The sequence below is a fragment of the Corynebacterium felinum genome, from assembly GCF_030408755.1.
GTDB classification, from domain to species: Bacteria; Actinomycetota; Actinomycetes; order Mycobacteriales; family Mycobacteriaceae; genus Corynebacterium; species Corynebacterium felinum.
On record NZ_CP047209.1, the window covers coordinates 1509303 to 1528641 of the forward strand.

Consider the following 19339-nt stretch of genomic DNA (forward strand, 5'->3'; position numbering starts at 1 on the left):
CCCACGCTTCGGCCTTGCACGCGCGCGTGTTCGTCCCAACCATCCGCAGTAAGAACAATTGCGTTCGCTTCGATGAGCGAGAATTGATGGCGGTGAAAAACTAACGGGGCATTTTCCGCCAAAGCGGTCGCGGGACACAACGCATGATCCAGGCAAGAATTCGCAGCTTTTTAGGGATCCAGATGGTCGTGCTGGTGCGTGTGCCCCGGATGGTGTTGACCACGGCGTCGGCCACAATCGGGGCGGTCACCGACATCGGGGCAGGGTTCATGCCGCGTGTCATGGTTCCGATCACGAACCCAGGTCGGGCGATAACGAGGCGCACGGGTGTGCCATGAAGTCGGTCGGCAAGTCCTTGGCAAAATGCGTCCAGTCCTGCTTTTGTGGAACCGTACACGTAGTTTGCCCGCCGCGCCCGCCAGCCCGCAATGGACGAAAAGCGGTGATCGTGGCAGCTGTCCCCTGCGCTAACAGCTGTTGGGCAAGGCTGGTTAGGGCAACGATTTGTGCTGTGTAGTCGACAGTGGCGATCTCGGCTGCGTGTTCCCAGGATGATTCGGCGCGTTGTTGGTCACCCAAAATGCCGAAGCACACCACTGCGTGTTCGATGGTGTAGCGGGCAGCGACGTCGGCAATCAGCTTGGCGTGTGCGGGGAAGTTGGCGGCGTCGAAAAGCAATGACTCCACACCCAGCGCACCCGATTCGCGCAGCGTATGTGCAAGAGCGCTGAGATCAGCGGGTCGGCGTGAGGCCAGCACCATATGCATGCCAGGGGCGAGCCTTGTTGCTATTTCGCCACCAATTTCACTGGTAGCGCCAAGAACCAGCACACAGCGGGGTTTGCTTGTCGACGCCGCCTCGCTGTTTTCTGTACTCATTGCAGCGTCCTGGGCTGAGCGTTGAGACGTTCACAACCAGTGTCGGTGACGACGACAATATCTTCGATCCTGGCACCAAATTTTTCAGGAATGTAAATACCAGGCTCAACTGAAAACGCCATGCCCGATTCGAGGACCAGTTCGTTGCCTGCCATGATGAAGGGCTCTTCGTGGGTCGAAAGCCCAATGCCGTGACCTGTGCGGTGAATGAAATAATCCCCATACCCTGCCTGGGTAATCACGTCGCGCGCAATGCGGTCGATTTCACATGCCTTCATGCCGGGCTTGACCGCTGCCACAGCCTGTTCTTGGGCGGACAACAACACCTCGTACATGGAGTTCATCTCCGCAGCAAGCACGTGAGTATCAAGAGACGCAGGGCCACCGACGATATAGGTGCGCGTGCAATCGGAGTGGTAGCCAGGCCCGAAAGTACCACCGATATCGACGACAACCATCTCCCCGGACACAAGTTGGCGGTCGGAAAAATCATGGTGCGGGTTCGCGCCGTTTTCCATCGAGCCTACGATGATGAAATCAACGGCAGTGTGCTCAGCAAGAATCAGTTTTTCGATATCCTCTGCCACTTCTCGTTCGGTGCGCCCCGGACGCAGCAGCTGTGGAACCTGGGCGTGCACGCGGTCGATGGCAGCACCTGCAAGGCGGAGTTGTTCAATTTCTGCCTGATCTTTGCGCACAAAAAGCTCTGCAAGAACGGTGGTGGCCACAACAGTGCGACACCCGAGTAGCTCTTGGATGGGCAAAAGATGATCGGCGGTAAGGTCAGCGCCAACACCCACAACCTTGGTCGGGTCCTTGTGGTAGCCAGTAGGGCTGAGCGCCTGAACAGCAAGAGCATGCGGGTTGTCACCATCAACCCACCCCACTACTGTGATGTCGAGTTCAGGGATGGCTGATTTTGCTACGTCACCTCGATCAACGGCAGGAAGGATGAAGGTGGGTGTACCTGCAGCGGGGATAATGAGAGCAGCGAGGCGTTCGTGGGTACTAATCCACGATCCAGTGAGGTAGGCAAGCTGCGCACCAGCGGGAATAATTAACCCCTCTAAGCCATGCTCGGTACACAGGTGCTGGGCGCGCTGAATGCGAGATTCATACACTCGCGAAGGAAACACATCAGACATAGGTTTCATCTTAAACCGGCACCGCGAGTTTCCACCCCAATCCCCTACTTGTGTACACACGGCGGGTGCTCCACCATGCCGTACATACACTTCAAGGGCTGGGTTTTCCCCTCTTATGTGCCGATAGCAACCACGCCACGACGAATCGCATCAATAGCTTGACGCGCATGGCGTGCGGTCTCATCGTTGTAAGCAGTCTTGCGCACTTGTTCAAGCAGATCAATGACTTGGCGAGCTTGGCGCACAAAATCACCAGGGGTAAGCTCCGCACCGCACTCGTTTGCTGCGGCCATGCAATATCCCAGCGGTGCACCAGCGGTCCACTGGTGGATTGCTAATGCAAACCCCGCCTCTGGGTAGCGCGTGATCGGCAAACGATGACGCTGCTCATCAGAAGCAAGCTGTTCCCAAATACGAATCGTATGATTCATCGCATCGACCATTGCATCGGTTGCGCCCTCAGCCTCACCACGCGACTCGCGACGATTCTCAAAGGTGCACATGCTGACCACTCCGGCGAGTTCCGCAGGATCCAAATTATCCCAGATGCCACGGCGCAAACACTGCGCCACCAACAAATCGGACTCATTGTGAATTAAGGCAAGGCGCTCCCCTTCTTCCGTGATACGAGGAGTATTCGACTCATCAAATTCCACATAATCCATTTCCGACAGCAGCTCTAAAATACGGTCGAACTCCCGTCCAAGAGTGTCAGTGGCAGCACTGACCTTCGACTGCAACTGCGCCACCTTATCGCGCTCGCGCATCAAACGCTCACCAATGCGGGCAAGGTCTTCGACCTGCGGCCAATAATGCGCAGGATGATCTTTGAGCGCAGTCCTCAACGCCTTTACCTTTTCCGTTGGGCGATTGCGTGCAGTATCCCGCAACTTCTTTGGGCGCGGGAAACTATTTCGCGCAAACATTTCTTTCACCTGACGCGAGGCCCGCCGCGGATTCGCGATCACACCACGCGGAACACGCATCGATCCCACCACCTGCGGGGCGAGAGCGAAAGCCTGCGGATCGACCCGACCCGACCAGCCCGACTCCATCACAATCAAGGGCTTAGGATCACGAGCGTTCGATGCCGGGGTGATGACAACAGCCAAAATTGGGCGCTTTTTACCTGGCATTGCAATCACATCACCGAGCTGAAGCTTTGATAAGACCGCCACAACTTCTTTTTCTCGCTGCTCAATGGCGAAGCGTTTCGCACGTTTTTCCTCCGTGCTTAAATCACGACGCAACTGGATGTAGCTGAGAAACTCTTCGATAGGATTCTCACTAGGAATCCCCTCTGCACTCAACGCCTGAATCAGCTCCGCCTCGGTGTTACGTTCGGCTTCCTCGGCACGCTCAATTTCACGCACCTCACCCACCACAGAACCATCGGCTTGGAACTGGGCGAAAGACTTCTCCAACAGCCTATGTGCAGGCTCAAAACCAATAGTCTTGAGCAAATTCACGCTCATGTTATAGCCAGGGGCAAACGTTGAATTCAACGGGTAGGTGCGGGTGGAGGCAAGCCCAGCCACCCGTGCAGGATCCATCGCAAGTGCCCACTGCACTACAGCATTACCGATCACATCGATGCCTCGTCGCCCAGCACGACCAGTCAGCTGAGTGTACTGGCCCGGGGTGAGATCCACGTGGCCCTCACCGTCATATTTCACTAATTTTTCTAAAATCACGCTGCGGGCAGGCATATTAATACCCAAGGCGAGAGTCTCAGTGGCAAAAACGGCACGAACTAGTCCCTTGGTAAACAGTTCTTCCACAATGTGGCGGAACGCCGGCAGCATACCCGCGTGGTGGGCGGCAAAACCGCGACACAAAGCAGCCTTCCACTGCCTAAAGCCCAACACCTTCAGATCTTCTTCGGGAATTTCGCTGACCCCAGCATCGACAATTGCGGCGATTTCCTCAGCCTCCTGCTGGGAGGTCAATACCAACCTCGAACGCAAGCATTGTGCAAGCGCGGAGTCGCAGCCGAGCCGCGAGAAAATAAAGGTAATGGATGGGAGCATATCCATACCACGTAAAACATCTAAGACCTCAGGGCGTCCGAGGGGTCGGAATCGATCTTGGGGGCGCGGGCGGCCTGAACGGGAAAAATCTTCACCGTGGGCTCGTGATCGGAAGCTTTGGCGGCGGGCAAAGTCGTCGCGGCCGCGCTGCAGTTCTTCGCCGTCGATACGCTCAATGTGCGCCTCAAGTGCGCGATTGACCTCACCATCAGTGCCGGGTTCGAACAGCGGGTAGACACGTTTGCCTACCATCATCCACTGGTCCAACGGCACAGGACGGTGATCGGTGACGATCACTTCGGTGTCGCCGCGAACGGTCGCTAACCAGCGCCCAAACTCCTCGGAGTTGCTCACAGTCGCGGACAGGCCAATGACCTGGACCGAATCGTGAAGTCCCAAAATAACTTCCTCCCACACTGCGCCGCGGGATTTGTCAGAAAGGAAGTGAATTTCGTCCATGACTACATACGACAGCCGTTCGAGAGTGTCGGATTGGGCGTAGATCATATTGCGCAACACTTCGGTGGTCATCACAATGATGTCGGCACCATGATTGATGGACACATCACCAGTGAGTAGTCCGACTGCGTCTTCACCGTGCGCTTTGACGAGATCGTGGTACTTCTGATTCGACAGCGCTTTGATCGGTGTGGTGTAGAAGCATTTTGTACCGCGTTGAAGTGCGAGGCTTACCGCGAACTCACCTACGATTGTTTTGCCGGCGCCGGTGGGGGCGCATACTAAAACCCCGCGATCGTTTTCCACCGCTGTACAGCCTTGAATTTGGAAATCGTCGAGGGGGAATTTTAGTCCAGCTCGAAACTCGTCGAGGTGAGTTGTGAAAGTCATGTACTCAAGGCTACAGAAACGCAGAAGATTGCCCCAAAAAGGTCAATGCCTAGTTTTGCCATTCATATAACGTGAGTCGGAATACTGGTTGAAGAAGTTGGCGTTGTGGAATCGTGCAGGCGAAGATCAAAAGATCAATGCCTATGCATTGGATGCTAATCAGAGCTTCATTTGCGTCTAAACCTTCAGGTTTTCTTGCTGGGAAAACGCTTGTGAAACGCTGATCTGTGGTTAGGAAGGTATGTGAATCGCTTGTGCTAACTACACGCGGTTCGTTGCCAGGACGCTTTTGTTAGAAGAAGTACTACTGCGATCTGAATGCCTGTGTTTTCTCGCGCTTTCTTCGCATGTTCTACTGCCCTTACCATCATCGTTTAGCGTCACGCCCATTGTAGATTTTAGTGACCGCCACCAACGCCAGCGTGCTGCAGCGTTGTGTAACGCAATCAATCCTATTGCTGAAGCTGGCTTTGTGACGCAATCAGGATCATTTCCATCGCAGTTATGCACGACCGAGAGTCGTCAATCCCTATAGCTATCTAAGCAGGTTAAAGAGATTGTGGTCAAGGAGATTTGATAATCAAAGTACTCGAATTAGCCCTTCGTTACACATCCGTAAAAAGGGCACGCCATCAAATAGGCAAATCGAATTCTGGATGAAACTTGTTCAAGATTGGGTAGATTACTTTTCTCAAGACTAGGTAAACTTCCTCACTCGTGAAACTGAGCGAGGAAGTCCAGGAGAACCTGGTTCACGAAGTCAGGGCGGTCTACGTTGGACAGGTGGCCGGCGCCGGGGACTATGTACAGGGGCACGCCCGTCTCGTCGGCCCACGTCCGCATAGAACGCAGAATCTTGCCAGTGCTGTCCTTCTCGCCACAGATGAGTAGCAGCGGGAGATTTGGTGTTCCGTCGTTTTGGGTAGACAGCGCGCTCTTGGCAAGCTCCCAGGCGTGCAGGAACTCTCCCTTTGACAGCTGGCTGAAGCTGCGTCGCGCCAGAGCCACCCCCTCGGGTGTCACTGCGCTTGCGCGGGCCATGTGGCCTACGAGCCACGGCCACGGAGAGATTCGAAGCAGAGGGGTCGATATCCACAAACTGAGACGGTCGAGGGGTGTGAGCTGTTCACGGTTCCAGGCGGAGTCGATGATCACAAGGGCGCGTACTCGGTCTGAGTTGTTTCTGGCCAATGACTGACAGACGTTTCCTCCTAGTGACTGCCCCACCAGTACGGCACTATCCATGCCCACATCGTCCATCATCGCAAGTACGTCTGACTCTGGGGTGGCTTCGGGAACAGCGACTGCTGGTCGTGATTCACCGTGACCACGCATGTCCATAGCGAGCACGCGGCAGCCAGCATCCTGCAGAGGAGCGACCTGAAGGTCATACATGCGCCGATCCATGCCCTCACCATGAATAAGGACAACATCGGTTCCGTGTCCTCCGACCTCGCCGACTAACCGGCACCCGCTCTGGGGTACCTCAATCTTGTGACTCATATGATCGCGCCTCTCTCGCCAAAATATCTTCCATACACAACCACCCTATCGTCGGCCCCGCCAGCCGAGTCGGGTGAAAGACTGATGGATAGCACGATCCCCGAACACCTGCCGCGTATGCTGACGATCTCAGGTACAGCAACGGGGTGGTGGACGGTGCCAACGGGAACAAGAACCCCTCCACGCCTCTGGAGCACCGAAGTCATCCACTCCGCCCTGTAGGACCGTAACACGCGGTGAGATAACCAGGGATGAGACCGTGATAGAGATCCGCGACGCTTGCAGGCATAAGGTTAATCACGTTCCTCGGGCCGCATTGCGGCACACCCTAAGCGAAATCTGCCATCGGCAGGCTGTACATTCCTCTGCAAGCAGCCCCTTTAACCTAGCTGTGTAGGTTCGTGGATTCTGCAAAACCTGTATTTACAGAAGCTCAGGTGAGTGATTGTTTTCAACGGAGAGTGTACCGGAGTATAAGTCCACCTCCGTGCCCTCAAGTCAGGTGAAGAGCCTGCCTTGAGGGCGCCAGCTCAGTAGCACTTAGCCGAGTCTATTCCCTTGTGGTTCTTGTCTTGTTTGAGATAGGAGACAAAACTGCTCACGGTTGCTCCGATAATGAGCAGGCCGTACACCCCCAAATGAGGGTGCGTTTTTGGGTGGGGAAAAATTTTGGGAACGCACACCCTGATTTTCCAGTCTTTATATATAAGGGAATAAAACCCTAGGCCAGCACACATCTTTGGGAGGATTAATGCGGACACGTATTCTCACAGCACTCGTTGCTTGTGGTGTGGCGGTATCTGGCTGCGCACCACCACAGGACACCCAATCCGCACACAGCACGACTACAGAAGAAACCTACCCCTTTGAAACCTGGGAGTCACCACCCAAACCCACCATGATCCCCCTGCCGCCAGACAGGGAATACGTTGAGGCCTTCGATATTCATGATCGAAGCCAGACTCTCTACGATCCATGCGATGGATTAACCACAACACAACTCGCAGAAATCGGCCTCGAAAAAACGGGAGGGACTGATCGCCATTCTAAGCCTTTAATCCATTGCGGAATGAGTGAAATCAATCATATTGATGCTGCTAACGGAACTATTAACGTTCTTGTTGACTTTGTCATGTTCGAATATTTGCAAAGTTTGGATGTTGTGCTCGATGCCACTTTTCCTCAGGTGGATAAACGTATCTATTTCAGTCAAATTGATCCTGATACCGCTAGGCATTGCGATGCATCCATCAGCACCACACATGGTCGCCTTAATGTCACCTATAGCTACGGTGGCGATGGCAAGCCTACTAAGGATGAGTTGTGTTGGAAGGTGTATGAAATCCTTGAAAAACTACGTACCAAAGGCAACTTCACCTAAACATCCTCAGCACCAACAACCACCATTTACCCCCGCATAGGGGTGGAGAGCGTGGGGTGGGAAAAATTTTGGGAACGCACACCCTGATTTTCCAGTCTTTATATATAAGGGAATAAAACCCTAGGCCAGCACACATCTTTGGGAGGATTAATGCGGACACGTATTCTCACAGCACTCGTTGCTTGTGGTGTGGCGGTATCTGGCTGCGCACCACCACAGGGCATCCAATCCGCGGACAGCACGACTACTGAAGAAACCTACCCCTTTGAAACCTGGGAGTCGCCACCCAAACCCAGCATGATCCCCCTGCCACCAAACAGGGAATACGTTGAGGCCTTCGACAAAGATGACCCCAACAACACCCTTTACGATCTGTGCGACACCTTCACCCCAGAAGAACTCGCAGAGATTGGACTCGAGAAAATCTCTCCGACTAGTCGGGACTCATCTCCGATGATTGATTGTGGCATGAGCGAGGTTCACACAACCGACGGCATCCATGGAGCATTCAGCGTATCAACGCACTTTGCCCAGTATTCATTTCTTCGCGATCATGGGTTGATTATTGATGCGACATTCCCCGGTATTGATGAGCGCATCTACTTCAGCAACCTGCCTAGGGAAGATGAAAATGCGCATTGTGATGCTGCCATCAGTACACCGCATGGGCGAATCAGTATCACCTTCGGGCACACTGGTAAAGCCACACCAACGAAGGATGAGTTGTGTTGGAAGGCGTATGAAACCCTTGAAAAACTACGTACCAAAGGAGGATTCCAATGACCCTTTTCATGGATAAACAACAAATTATCGACAGCGTTCACGCCCTTGAACAACTCAGCAAAGAGTCAAAATCTGCTGCTTGGTATTCCACTAAAAGCCCACTTAACGGAAGTTTTTCTTCGGTGAGTGGTTTAGACCAGCTCGGGGAACAACACGGCCGGGTTCTTCATGGTGGGGCTGGTAGTGCTCACGCAATGTTGGAGGCGTTTGAACGTCAGGTGAAATGGTTGGAAGAAAACCTCTATGCCAACTACTACTCACTTTCGGGCATGAACCGGTTTGCCACCGATGAGTTCGACCGCATCTTGGAAGAAACCGGAGTCCCAATGTTTCCTAGGGTCTATTTCCCTACCCGCCCTGATCTAGGATTCGAAGGGTTTAACTTCCCACCACCAGTTGTGAATCAAGCAGCAAGCTTAGAACAACTTGCTTCAGCTCTTGCTTCCACCAACAACGCTGCAGCGATAGAAGCTGCAGACCTCTGGGCTACTTTGGCACGTGATGCCACTGCGATCAGCGACCGGTTAAACAGCGTGGCCAGTGAACTGATCGCAGCAAACAAAGGCACCCCCTTTGAAAAAGCAAACACCGCTATTACTACCATGGCGCAATCAGGCATGAACTTTGCTCAGAATGCAGCACTGATGGCACAATCTACCACCGCGCTATCAGCAATCGCACCAGGGTTTGCCCCGCAGGTGACAGCAGCAGTTGCTAAAGTCAACGCACTCCGCGCCACCCAAGGAGGCATCGTTGTTGCCCAACAAGCAGAACAACTTTTCCTCCAAGGCTTCCGTACAGCCCTTGCAACCGCAGCAACCGCAGCAATGCCTGTAACACGCCACCTGATGGAACCTGCACCCGCAGGCGCAGGCGGAGGAAGCACAAACGAAGCAACCAGCACAATCTCCACCACCAACTGGGTACAGAATACCCAACAAGCAGCTAGAGAGCTTGACCTTGAACCCCACGAACTCGCCGAACGGGTGTTAGATCAGGTAGCAACCCAGCAATCCGCGCTAGGGCTGGACCCTACAACTATTAACCCACTTAATGCCCACCAACACCCAACCACACACAGCGGTGTTGGTAGCGGTACTACTTGGGGTGCAGGTGCAGGTGCAGGCTATGGTGGTGGTTCTTATGCTGGTGGCACAGCACAGTCACACATTACCGGTGGAAACACGCAGCATAATAGGGTGTCGCATACGATGCCGCACCAATCTGGTAGCAACCATGTTGGAGGAACCAACACCACCACCGGCACCGGTGGTGGTAGAGGCACAGGTACAGGTGCAGGTGGGTATGGTGCTGGTGTTGGTGGCTATGGTGCAGGTTCTGGTGCTGGTGGTTCTCATCGTTCGGGTGGCTCTCACACTGGTAGGGGACATAACCCAACCGGCTCTGGCGTCGGTTCGGGCTCTGGTTCGGGTTCGGGTGGGTCCCATCGGGGTCACAGTCCCTACAACAATGGGCAAGGCATAGGAAACAATTCCAATACTGGTGGTACTGGCGGTGCTGGTGCTGGTGGTGCTGGTGGTCGTGGATCAACGATGGCAGGCGGGGCACCCATGGGCGGTGCTGGTGCAGGTGCTGGTGGTGGGCAGCAGGCGAATAATCGCAAGCGTACAACCAACCGGACACGACGCACAGCGGTTAAAGGAGTACTCCAACAAGCAGAACGGGATAAAAACCTCCTCGACCTTCTAGGCGAAGCACCCAAAGTAGTCCCCCGCGTCATCGGCGCAGACGTATTCAAACCACGCCACGAACGCGACAAATAACACCTATGGCGGTGGCATAAGTCCGCCACCGCCACCTTAACCACCCGCATTTTTCACGCGGCTTGTATAAATTGCTCCCCGAATTACCCGAATTCTGGAAGGTTCTCCAACGCTGTTTTGAGCCTAGAATCGAGAAAGCCGCCTTCTGCCAGCAATGTGGAAGAAGGCGGTGATCATTGTTGAATTTTTCACATCAGAAGCAAACAGCGCTAAATGATGTCGTCGAAATAGTTGGGTTTTGCTTGCCCAGCTGACGGCGGAATTGGCGCAGGTTTCGGCAATGGAGACGAACCTGCAGAGGCATCCGCAAGTGGGCCCGAACCACCAATGGTCGACGGAGCCTCATCAAGGGCAGAGGAAGACTCATCATCCAAATCCATCCACGCGGGGCGTTCAACATCCCGACGCTTATCGTTGATACGACAGAACTGGATAGCTAACTCCACCAACACACTCAGCGCACAGGCGAGAGCCAACATTGAGTAAGGGTCTTGGCCAGGAGTGATGAATGCTGCGAAAATGAACATACCTAAAATGATGACTCGGCGCTTATCCTTCATTGCATCGTAGGACAGAATACCCACAATGTTGAGCATGGCAATGAGCAGTGGCACTTCAAAGCTCACACCGAAAATCAGCAGCAAGCTCAAAATGAAGTCAAAGTAATAGCCACCCGATAGTGCCGCGACCTGAGTTTCGCCACCAATGGTGAGCAACAAATCCAAGCCGTAAGCGAGGACAAAGTAAGCCAGAACTGCGCCGGTAACAAAAAGGAATACAGCGGAAAAGACGAAAGCGAAAGTCCATTTGCGTTCGTTCTTCTTCAGCCCAGGGGTGATAAACGCCCAGATTTGGTACAGCCACACAGGGGAAGCAAAAACAGTACCAGCAAGAGCGCCAATCTTGATGCGGAGCAAGAACATCTCAAAAGGCTTGGTCGCAATCAGACGACACTCACCATCCAAAGTCAAGGAAGCACGCTTTTCAGGAGGGAGTGAACAGTACGGTCCACGCAGAATTTCGCCTAAGCTTTCCAGCCCAAACACGGAATGCTGATACCACATGAAACCAGCGATGGAACCAATGACCAGCCACACAACAGAGATGATGATGCGACGGCGCAACTCTTGGAGGTGCGCAACCAGAGTCATCTGCCCCTCAGGGTTGGATTTCCGCTTAAACCGCTTCTTCTTAGTATTCTTCGCCGCATGTGGTGCGGCGGAAGTCGTCGATGAACTCATGATTCAAGCAGGACGTAACGTTGAGGAACGATAAAACTATGCTTGTGGCTGCTGGCCGGGGTTCTGAACAGGCTGCTGCGGTTGCACAGGCTGAGCATCAATGATGGGGGAAGGAGCTGGGTTAGGAACGATAGGCTGAGCCTCGATCGCGCGCTGCTGCTCTTCGAAGCGCTTGTCGTCATTGCTCATTTCCTTCACCTCAGACTTGAAGATGCGCATAGAGCGACCCAAGGCGCGTGCAGCATCAGGGAGCTTCTTTGCGCCGAAAAGCAGGATGAACAAAATGACGATGACTGCGATCTCGAGTGGTCCAAGGGACATAGGGGTTCACGGTCCTTTCGCGAAATAAGAAGATAGTGTTGTGTTCGACACTACCAATAACTGACCCAAAATAAGGATTCGTCAGATGTCTGAGACAACGCCTTCATCATACGCACCTAGTCCAGTTGAAGCGCGTTCACTAATGGCGTGTGCAACTTCCTTCGGCTCCTCCACCCACATTCGGTCGGCGTGAGCGAGCGCAAATTGGATAAGCCACTCGCGTGACACTAGCGGAAGTGTTACCCATAGATTACCGTCTTCGTCCACTCCCTCAACCTCGCAAGGAATAGTTTCAGCCAACCACGTCGACTCGGGATAGAAAACTACCTGAGCCTGATCAGTAGCGCTGCTGAAGCGAAACGGGTCCGCACTGTCAAAAGTGAGCTCGCTTAACTTTGGAGTCGCCGGTGTGCTCAAGCACTCAACATTGTGCATCAATTCGATCCGGAAGTTTCGGTGCGCTTTCACCCCAGAATCATAGGCGGCGAGATACACAGTCCCCTCGCGCGAAAAAATGCGAGTGGGCGAAACGTGGCGGTGGCTCCACGTATCTTTCGTGCGCGAATAGTACTGAAACCCAACCTCAACAGCAGTTTCCATGGCTTGTCGCAACACCCCAAGGGTGTGCGCCAGCCCAGGTGAAGAATCAGAGGTTTCGTCGTCTGCTGTTGGCTTGGCAGGACCGCCATTTTCGGAAGAATCCGTCGCCACTGCTGGTGAGGATTCCACGGTTGGATCATCAAGCGAGAAGTCCCCACCGGATACCTGCGGGGTGTGCTCCCCCATGAGGCTACGAAGTTTCTGGGAGGCAGAGCGAACTGCAGAATCATCAACCAGCCCAGCGACGGTTCCGAGCGAGTCTAAAGCCAGCACCAATGCGTTGGCCTCAGTAAGAGTAAGACGCAACGCCCGATCCATACCTTGATGGTTAAATACCCGAACGGAACGCATTTCCGGGTCGAGATCAACTAACTGGTGTGGTAGAGGTCCAATGCCACAACAAAACAGGCGGTTGAGATCGGCACGCAGGGTCTTGACATCAGTACCCAAATCCACTGCGGCCGCCATCAGGCTACGCCCTGGGTGTTTTTCAAAATACGGCAAAATATTGAGCATGCGCACCATATCCATCCAGCGCGTCTCAGGAATATGGGTTTTCTTTCGTGCTGGGTGCACATCCGCATTTGGCAGTTTGGGGTTGTTGTCCTTCATAGGCCTAGAAATCTTCTCACTGTCGTTGTGGGGTCTCGCTTAGTTACCGTCGTGCTGGGGTATACCTGCCGCAGTTTTTAAAAGCGAAATAACTTCGTCAACCACAGGCGGTGGATCAAGCACTGTCACATAGGGAGCAAGCACAGCAGCGTGCCGTACCAGCCAGTCGGTGTCGACGTCGACAAGCTCATACACGTGAGAATCCGGATCATCAGACACATCGGGAAGCCCGGCTGCAACACATTCGTCGAACGTGAGCACTCGACCACGGCTGCGCAATTGCTCACCATGCCCAGCCTGAATCTTGATTCGCACAGTAGCCTGCGACGCACCCCCGGCGATCTGCGCACGCACAAGCTCAGTCACGGCAACATCATCAGGCGCAGGTTGGAAATCACCATAACCACTCATGTCGTAAGCATCGGCATCCAAAATATCGATATCAGCCAACTTAGTCACACGGAAGCAGCGTGCCTGGCCACGATCAAGGTCGAAACCAACTAAATACACTCGCTCGTTGAGCGTGACTAAACCCCACGGGTCGATCCAGCGTTCACTGAAATCGCTTGCGGGGTTGCGGCGGTAGAAAAACCGCAACCGCTGCTTGGTGCGCACGGCTACATGTATCGCATCAACAACCTGGGCTGATAGCACATTCAAATCATTAATCGGGGTATACAACGGCGAGGGGCTCAGCGCGTTATCGAGTCCGCGGGCGGCAAGCTTCGTCCACCCTGAGCGGCTAAACGTCGCGAGCGGGCTCGACGTATCCATCTTCCCCGCCAACGCTAAGACTGTTGCCTCAGCGGGAGTGAAAGAAATTTCGGGCAGCTCGTATTCCCCGCGCTGAATCCGCCATACTGTTGCGCCATCAACCTTGAAGGATTCCAGCGGAACACCCAGGGCAATGAGGCTGGCACAGTCACGACTAAACAGCACATTGATCGCTGCCTGGTTGCGCGGTTGTCCAGCATCATCGAGAAGATAGCCGGGCACCTGGTGAATAATCTCTTCCCGACTCACATACTCCCGTCCCTGATTTGCGGCATTAAGCAGCGCAAATGTGAGATTTGTGACGCGTTCTAGCTGCTGGTCGCGGCGATCTTTTCGCGGCATCGCCCCGTGCCCGCGCGAAGAATCAACGCCAGGGCTTGCCAGAGGCGCAGACCGTTCGCTGTGCGCAGCTGGTTGAGATGTGGTTTTATCGGGAAAAGAGGTGCTAGTCATCAGTCTGTGCGTGGGTTTCCATATACTCAATAAGCGTATCGACGCGCGCATCCACAGTGCTAAACGGGCACCCGAGCTCCACCATGTGAGGTTCGGGACGGTTAACTTTCAACCGCAACCAGTCCGCAGAAAACGCAGCGCCAAGCGCCGTTGCCTTCTCTAAAAACTTACCCCGTAGTGCGGCACGAGTTGTTGCCGGTGCATGATCGCGGGCATGAGCTATCGCCTCATCTGTCACCCACCGCTTAATCAAACCCTTGTGCTCTAACACAGGGGCAATGCCACGACCAAGGCGAATATCGTGGTAGGTCAAATCCACATGAGCGAGCTTCGGGTGGGAGAAATCTTCTGGATCTAGCCCTAAGCGTGCCTGATATGTACGCAACAGTTTGAGCTTGATCATCCAATCAATCTCACTATCAACACCCGAAAAATCTTGAGTCTCGATCGCCTGCAGTGTTCGATCCCACAGATCAAGAACCTTGTGCATTTCTTCATCGCTGGTGCCACCCGCTGCCTGTGGATCAGCTGCGCGGAAAGATTCGCGCACCTTCAACCATTCGCGAGCGGCATTAAAGTAGGCGCGTTGAATAGCAAGTGCTGTCATCGGCTCCTGATTTTTTAGCGCAATCAAGGTGTGACCACTGATATCTTTCGCACAGTCGCGGATAGCATTGATCTCGTTTTCAAGCTCAATGTGTGGAATGTCGAAACCCGCTTCGATCATCTCTAACATCAGCATCGCTGAACCAACCTTGAGCGCACAGGTAGGCTCAGCCATGTTGGAATCCCCGACAATCACATGCAAACGCCGATACTTGTGCGAATCAGCATGGGGTTCATCGCGGGTGTTAATGATGGGGCGCGAACGTGTGGTTGCGCTCGACACGCCTTCCCAAACGTGTTCGGCACGTTGGGAAATATGGAAAGCGCCATCTTTAATGCAGCCCGCGCCGGCAATTAACTGGCGAGTAATCAAAAACGGCAGCAGCGTTTTGCCGAGTGTCTTCAACACCGCTTCCCTGCCCACCAAATAATTTTCGTGACAGCCGTAGGAATTGCCCACTGAATCGAGATTGTTTTTCAGCAGATATACTTTCGCATCCACACCTTCGGCTTTCAACGACAATTCCGCCTGCTGCGCAAGCTCATTCACGATGAGATCACCGGCACGATCATAGGCAATCAACTGGCTGATGCTATCGCACTCTGCTGTGGCAATCTCTGGGTGTGAGCCGACATCTAGGTACAGGCGGGATGCATTAGGTAGGAAAATATTTGAACTTGACCAACGATCCACCACGGGGCGGAACATGTAGCGGGCAATTTCATCAGGGCCAAGTTTTCGGCTGCCGCCTTCGGCCACACAGGTAATGCCATATTCCGTTTCCACACCGGCGATACGTCGGATGTAGACGTTTTTTCCGCTGGTTGTTACCGAGCCCGAAGGATTTTCCGCAGTCTCGACGGTGTTGGGGTGCGCCACTTACTGGCCACCTTTCTGCACGTAGGAGCGCACGAACTCTTCGGCATTGGTTTCGAGCAAACCATCAATTTCGTCGAGAAGATCATCGACACCTTCGGTGTTGATCTGGATCTGTCCGGCCGAAACCTCCCCTACCTCATCGTTGTTGTCTTTGCCGCCGGAGGAGAAAACCTGTGAAGTGCCCATGAGTTAAATCAAACCTTTCTTTTCTAAAACTTCTAATAAATCCTCGTCGCTGACTATGTGGTCAAAAATATCGCCGACGTGGTCTTTGGTAAGTGTAGTTGTTTCCGGCATTTCGATGCGGTGTCCACCAACGATCACTGATTCCCAGCTCGCAGCCTCCACCGCGCCTAAACCGTGGGATACGATTCGTCCTCGGAAATAGGCGCGGGTATCTTCAGGGGGATTCCACGCGGCATGCTCAATATCTTCGGGGCTGAAAAGCGTACGCATGCGTTGTTTACGAACGAGCGCGTGATACAAGCTTTTCTCAGGGTTGATATCGCTGTACTGCAGGTCAATGAGCTGCAATTTCGGGTGGGAAATATCCAAACCTTTGGAAAGGAAGGAAGAAATCAACGCCCATTTCGCGCACCAATCCAGTCGATCGGCGCAGGCGGCATAACCACCGCGTTCCAACAGATCCATTGTTTCGACCCACAACGGATACACCTGCTCGTCGGGGGTTACGCGGGCGGCATATTCGCGGAGCAGATCCAGTGCGCGCATTGTGCGACCATCCGCAAGCTTAAGCGTGTGTGTCAGCGTGAGGTCGCGGGAAACAGCACGCACCTCGGTAACGGCGTCGGCAAGCTTTAAGTCGCTAAAATCAACCCCCGCCTCAATTGCATCGAGCACCAGGGCGGTTGTTCCCAGCTTGAGCGCGGTGGATATGTGTGACATGTTCGCGTCACCAATGATCACGTGCAAACGCCCAAAACGATTAGCATCCGCGTGCGGTTCGTCGCGGGTGTTAATGATGCCACGATTCAGTGTTGTTTCCAGCGAGATTTCCTGCTCGATGTAGTCGGCGCGTTGCGAAATCTGGAACCCAGCTTCCTCCCCGAACATGCCCAGCCCGACACGTCCTGCACCTACCAGCACTTGGCGGGCGACAAAAAATGGGATCAAAGCTTGTGCGAGCGTGGCAAAATCCGTGTCGCGGGAATACAAGTAGTTTTCGTGCGAACCGTAACTGGCGCCCTTGCCGTCAACATTATTTTTATACAGTTTCAGCTCTGGGCAGGGCGCATGATTGTCCAATATGGAGCTGTTGTGCGCAGTCAACTCTGCCACGATTTGTGCGGCACGGTTGAGGATGACGTCGCCGGCGTGGTCGTAGAGTGCCGCTGCGAATGCGGAGGTGCATTCTGGGCTGGAGTATTCAGGGTGCGCGTGATCAACATAGAAGCGTCCCCCGTTGCTGAGTGCAACATTTGCCACGCCTAGCGCGTTGGGGTCGACAACGGGAACGGTGCTGTAGTGTTTTAAGTCGAAACCGCGGCGATCGCGCAAGGGATGTTCGGAGGTGAAATCCCAGCGCATTCCGCTGGCGGAGTTTTCTAGCTGGCCAAATGCAACTACTGCATGGGTTGAGGTGACGATCGGGCTGAGGCTGGTGTTGCTGGGGGTGGCAATTCCATACTCAGTCTCTGTTCCCATCACGCGGATGAAAGGCGCATGCGTATCGACGCCGCCAGCTGCAGCCGTTGCCGATTGCGGATAACGGGTGTCCTGTGTCATCAGCGGTGGCCTTCTTCCCTGCTTAGCCCAACTACCCTGGCATGCATGACGCGTACTCCTTGACGACCAAGGATGCGGCTCCATTCGTCGGGGTTTGCGGTGTTCGGCATATCTTCACTTTCCCGGTTTTCGGCGTCAATTGCTGCACACAGATGCTCAGCGGTGATACCGGTGGTGTCGCCAGAAAGGTGTGCCTTGATTGCGTATTTCTTTGCGCGGTCGACCACATTGGCGATCATCGCACCAGAAACGAAATCACGGTAGTGCAACACTTCAGCGCAGCCGGTGACGAGCACCAGTTCCACATAGGGGTTGTCGCGGTACATGTAGTCGACGGCGGTCTCAATGAGGTCGGGTACATGACCATGCACGGGCACTGTGCTGCGTAGGTGGCGAGCAAAGATTTCGCGGGCATTGTCCTTGGTGGGACGTTCGATGCGGATTTTCACGTCGAGGCGACCGGGGCGCAAAATAGCAGGGTCGATGAGCTCTTCACGGTTCGTTGCACCGATCACGATCACGTTCGTGAGGCCTTCGACACCATCAAGTTCGGTCAAAAGCTGCGGAACCACCGTGGTCTCCATATCGGAGGACACACCTGAGCCACGGGTACGGAAGATCGATTCCATTTCGTCGAAGAACACGATGACAGGGCGGCCATCTTCGGCCAGTTCGCGGGCCCGTTCAAAGATCAAGCGGATTCGACGCTCGGTTTCACCCACAAACTTATTTAAAAGCTCAGGCCCCTTAACATTAATGAAATAGCTCGATGAGCCGTCGCCGATCCGCGAAGCCAAGGAATTGGCCACAGCTTTAGCAATCAGAGTTTTGCCACAGCCAGGCGGGCCATACAGAAGCACACCTTTCGGTGGGCGCAAATCATAATCGCGGTACAGGGCGGGGTGAGCGAAAGGAAGCTCCACAGCATCCTGGATTTGTTCAATCTGGGAATCCAAACCACCGATATCGGCATAGGTGACATCTGGAACCTCCTCCAGTGCCAAACGTGACACCTCTGTTTTAGGAATCACCTCAAAGATGTAGCCGGCCTTGGAATCCATCAAGACAGTATCGCCCGCTCGCGGGCTGCGCACATGCGTGTGCTCGTTCGGGCACAAGGGGGCTGCCAGCTTCACGAGGCGTTCTTCACCATTGTGGTCGGCAACCAGTGCGCGGGATGTGCCGATCATTTCGATGAGGATCGCAAGTTCACCTGTTTCGTTGAAACCGCAGGCTTCGACCACTTGATTACCTTCGCCCAAGCGCACCTGCACACCGGGCACAAGTGCTGTGGGGTCAACAAGTGGGGAGATCACCAGTCGCATTTTGCGGTTTGCGGTAAACACTTCTGCGGTGTGCCCGCGCGGGGAAAATTCGAGGAAAGTACCGTAGGTGGAAGGGGGCGCCGCGATTTCTTCCAACTGCTGGTGCAAAACGTTGAGTTTATCCCGCGATGCTTTGAGCATTTCGGCAAGTTTTTCATTGCGTGCTGCAAGTTCCTGATTGGTCTTATGCAGCTGGTATGCGGAAGCGCGGGGAGAGTCCTGCGCGGAGATTGAGGCGCCTTGAGAGTCCATGCCCACAACTCTACTATTGAGCACACCCTAAGCCCCCCTGATTGCACCCGCAACCCCAAGAAATCCTAAACAATGTTTAGGAAGGTGTGAAGGTAGCGAAACCAATATTTTTACACGGTAAGCAACAGTTCCCCGGCCACAACGCTGACTGGTGGGTAACTACATGCGTTTCGAC

General features: G+C 54.1%; 14 protein-coding genes and 1 pseudogene. 3 read left to right on the forward strand and 12 right to left on the reverse strand.

Going from position 1 to position 19339, the window contains the following annotated elements; all coding sequences use genetic code 11:
* Positions 1 to 100: 100 nt before the first annotated feature.
* From CFELI_RS06515 to CFELI_RS06530, 4 genes and pseudogenes are all read right to left on the reverse strand, one after another.
* Positions 101 to 879 (reverse strand): annotated as a pseudogene (locus CFELI_RS06515) (SDR family oxidoreductase).
* The gene (locus tag CFELI_RS06520; protein ID WP_277103192.1) at positions 876 to 2024 is read right to left on the reverse strand and encodes a M24 family metallopeptidase; all 1149 of its coding nucleotides are present in this window, start codon (positions 2022 to 2024) and stop codon (positions 876 to 878) included. Before CFELI_RS06520 ends, CFELI_RS06515 begins: the two are co-directional and overlap by 4 nt.
* Before the next feature lie 113 nt (positions 2025 to 2137).
* On the reverse strand, positions 2138 to 4903 hold the full coding sequence (locus CFELI_RS06525; protein ID WP_277103193.1) for a DEAD/DEAH box helicase: 2766 nt from the start codon (positions 4901 to 4903) through the stop codon (positions 2138 to 2140).
* Between the two features lie 711 nt (positions 4904 to 5614).
* A complete protein-coding gene (locus CFELI_RS06530; RefSeq protein ID WP_277103194.1) occupies positions 5615 to 6406 on the reverse strand; it encodes an alpha/beta fold hydrolase in 792 nt (263 codons plus the stop codon).
* A gap of 751 nt (positions 6407 to 7157) precedes the next feature.
* Between CFELI_RS06530 and CFELI_RS06535 the strand changes: the two genes are divergently transcribed.
* The 3 genes from CFELI_RS06535 (at position 7158) to CFELI_RS06545 (ending at position 10354) form a co-directional block, all read left to right on the forward strand.
* Positions 7158 to 7787 carry a DUF3558 family protein gene (locus CFELI_RS06535; RefSeq protein WP_277103195.1) on the forward strand — a complete coding sequence of 210 codons (630 nt, stop codon included), beginning with the start codon at positions 7158 to 7160 and terminating at the stop codon, positions 7785 to 7787.
* Positions 7788 to 7937: 150 nt separating this feature from the next.
* Positions 7938 to 8570, forward strand: a complete 633-nt coding sequence (locus tag CFELI_RS06540; protein ID WP_277103196.1) for a hypothetical protein — start codon at positions 7938 to 7940, stop codon at positions 8568 to 8570.
* Positions 8567 to 10354, forward strand: coding sequence for a hypothetical protein (locus CFELI_RS06545; RefSeq protein ID WP_290259910.1), 1788 nt, complete (start codon positions 8567 to 8569; stop codon positions 10352 to 10354). Before CFELI_RS06540 ends, CFELI_RS06545 begins: the two co-directional genes overlap by 4 nt.
* 209 nt (positions 10355 to 10563) lie before the next feature.
* On the opposite strand, the gene tatC is transcribed toward CFELI_RS06545, so the two are convergent.
* The 8 genes from tatC to arc form a co-directional block, all read right to left on the reverse strand.
* Positions 10564 to 11595 (reverse strand): twin-arginine translocase subunit TatC, encoded by a 1032-nt coding sequence (gene tatC, locus CFELI_RS06550; RefSeq protein ID WP_374724725.1) that lies wholly within the window; start codon positions 11593 to 11595, stop codon positions 10564 to 10566.
* 36 nt (positions 11596 to 11631) lie between these two features.
* Positions 11632 to 11916, reverse strand: a complete 285-nt coding sequence (gene tatA / locus CFELI_RS06555) for a Sec-independent protein translocase subunit TatA (protein WP_277103672.1) — start codon at positions 11914 to 11916, stop codon at positions 11632 to 11634.
* Positions 11917 to 11997: 81 nt separating this feature from the next.
* Positions 11998 to 13128, reverse strand: a complete 1131-nt coding sequence (locus tag CFELI_RS06560) for a helix-turn-helix transcriptional regulator (RefSeq protein ID WP_277103673.1) — start codon at positions 13126 to 13128, stop codon at positions 11998 to 12000.
* Positions 13129 to 13167: 39 nt separating this feature from the next.
* Positions 13168 to 14355 (reverse strand): helix-turn-helix transcriptional regulator, encoded by a 1188-nt coding sequence (locus CFELI_RS06565; RefSeq protein ID WP_277103674.1) that lies wholly within the window; start codon positions 14353 to 14355, stop codon positions 13168 to 13170.
* Positions 14348 to 15766 (reverse strand): Pup--protein ligase, encoded by a 1419-nt coding sequence (gene pafA, locus CFELI_RS06570; RefSeq protein WP_277103718.1) that lies wholly within the window; start codon positions 15764 to 15766, stop codon positions 14348 to 14350. The genes CFELI_RS06565 and pafA overlap by 8 nt, the downstream gene beginning before the upstream one ends.
* Before the next feature lie 75 nt (positions 15767 to 15841).
* Positions 15842 to 16027, reverse strand: a complete 186-nt coding sequence (locus CFELI_RS06575; RefSeq protein WP_277103675.1) for a ubiquitin-like protein Pup — start codon at positions 16025 to 16027, stop codon at positions 15842 to 15844.
* Positions 16028 to 16030: 3 nt separating this feature from the next.
* Positions 16031 to 17506, reverse strand: coding sequence for a depupylase/deamidase Dop (gene dop / locus CFELI_RS06580; RefSeq protein WP_277103719.1), 1476 nt, complete (start codon positions 17504 to 17506; stop codon positions 16031 to 16033).
* Between the two features lie 80 nt (positions 17507 to 17586).
* Entirely contained in the window at positions 17587 to 19164 is a 1578-nt protein-coding gene (gene arc, locus CFELI_RS06585; RefSeq protein ID WP_277103676.1) for a proteasome ATPase, read from the reverse strand.
* Positions 19165 to 19339 lie beyond the last annotated feature (175 nt).

What these genes read in the sequence shown, in the direction of transcription:
- CFELI_RS06540 (WP_277103196.1), top strand. Translation starts at nt 7,938, where the DNA reads ATGCGGACACGTATTCTCACAGCACTCGTTGCTTGTGGTGTGGCGGTA.
- arc (WP_277103676.1), bottom strand. Translation starts at nt 19,164, where the DNA reads ATGGACTCTCAAGGCGCCTCAATCTCCGCGCAGGACTCTCCCCGCGCT.
- CFELI_RS06525 (WP_277103193.1), bottom strand. Translation starts at nt 4,903, where the DNA reads ATGACTTTCACAACTCACCTCGACGAGTTTCGAGCTGGACTAAAATTC.
- tatA (WP_277103672.1), bottom strand. Translation starts at nt 11,916, where the DNA reads ATGTCCCTTGGACCACTCGAGATCGCAGTCATCGTCATTTTGTTCATC.
- CFELI_RS06575 (WP_277103675.1), bottom strand. Translation starts at nt 16,027, where the DNA reads ATGGGCACTTCACAGGTTTTCTCCTCCGGCGGCAAAGACAACAACGAT.
- CFELI_RS06530 (WP_277103194.1), bottom strand. Translation starts at nt 6,406, where the DNA reads ATGAGTCACAAGATTGAGGTACCCCAGAGCGGGTGCCGGTTAGTCGGC.
- CFELI_RS06545 (WP_290259910.1), top strand. Translation starts at nt 8,567, where the DNA reads ATGACCCTTTTCATGGATAAACAACAAATTATCGACAGCGTTCACGCC.
- CFELI_RS06560 (WP_277103673.1), bottom strand. Translation starts at nt 13,128, where the DNA reads ATGAAGGACAACAACCCCAAACTGCCAAATGCGGATGTGCACCCAGCA.
- CFELI_RS06535 (WP_277103195.1), top strand. Translation starts at nt 7,158, where the DNA reads ATGCGGACACGTATTCTCACAGCACTCGTTGCTTGTGGTGTGGCGGTA.
- tatC (WP_374724725.1), bottom strand. Translation starts at nt 11,595, where the DNA reads ATGAGTTCATCGACGACTTCCGCCGCACCACATGCGGCGAAGAATACT.
- dop (WP_277103719.1), bottom strand. Translation starts at nt 17,506, where the DNA reads ATGGGAACAGAGACTGAGTATGGAATTGCCACCCCCAGCAACACCAGC.
- CFELI_RS06565 (WP_277103674.1), bottom strand. Translation starts at nt 14,355, where the DNA reads ATGACTAGCACCTCTTTTCCCGATAAAACCACATCTCAACCAGCTGCG.
- CFELI_RS06520 (WP_277103192.1), bottom strand. Translation starts at nt 2,024, where the DNA reads ATGTCTGATGTGTTTCCTTCGCGAGTGTATGAATCTCGCATTCAGCGC.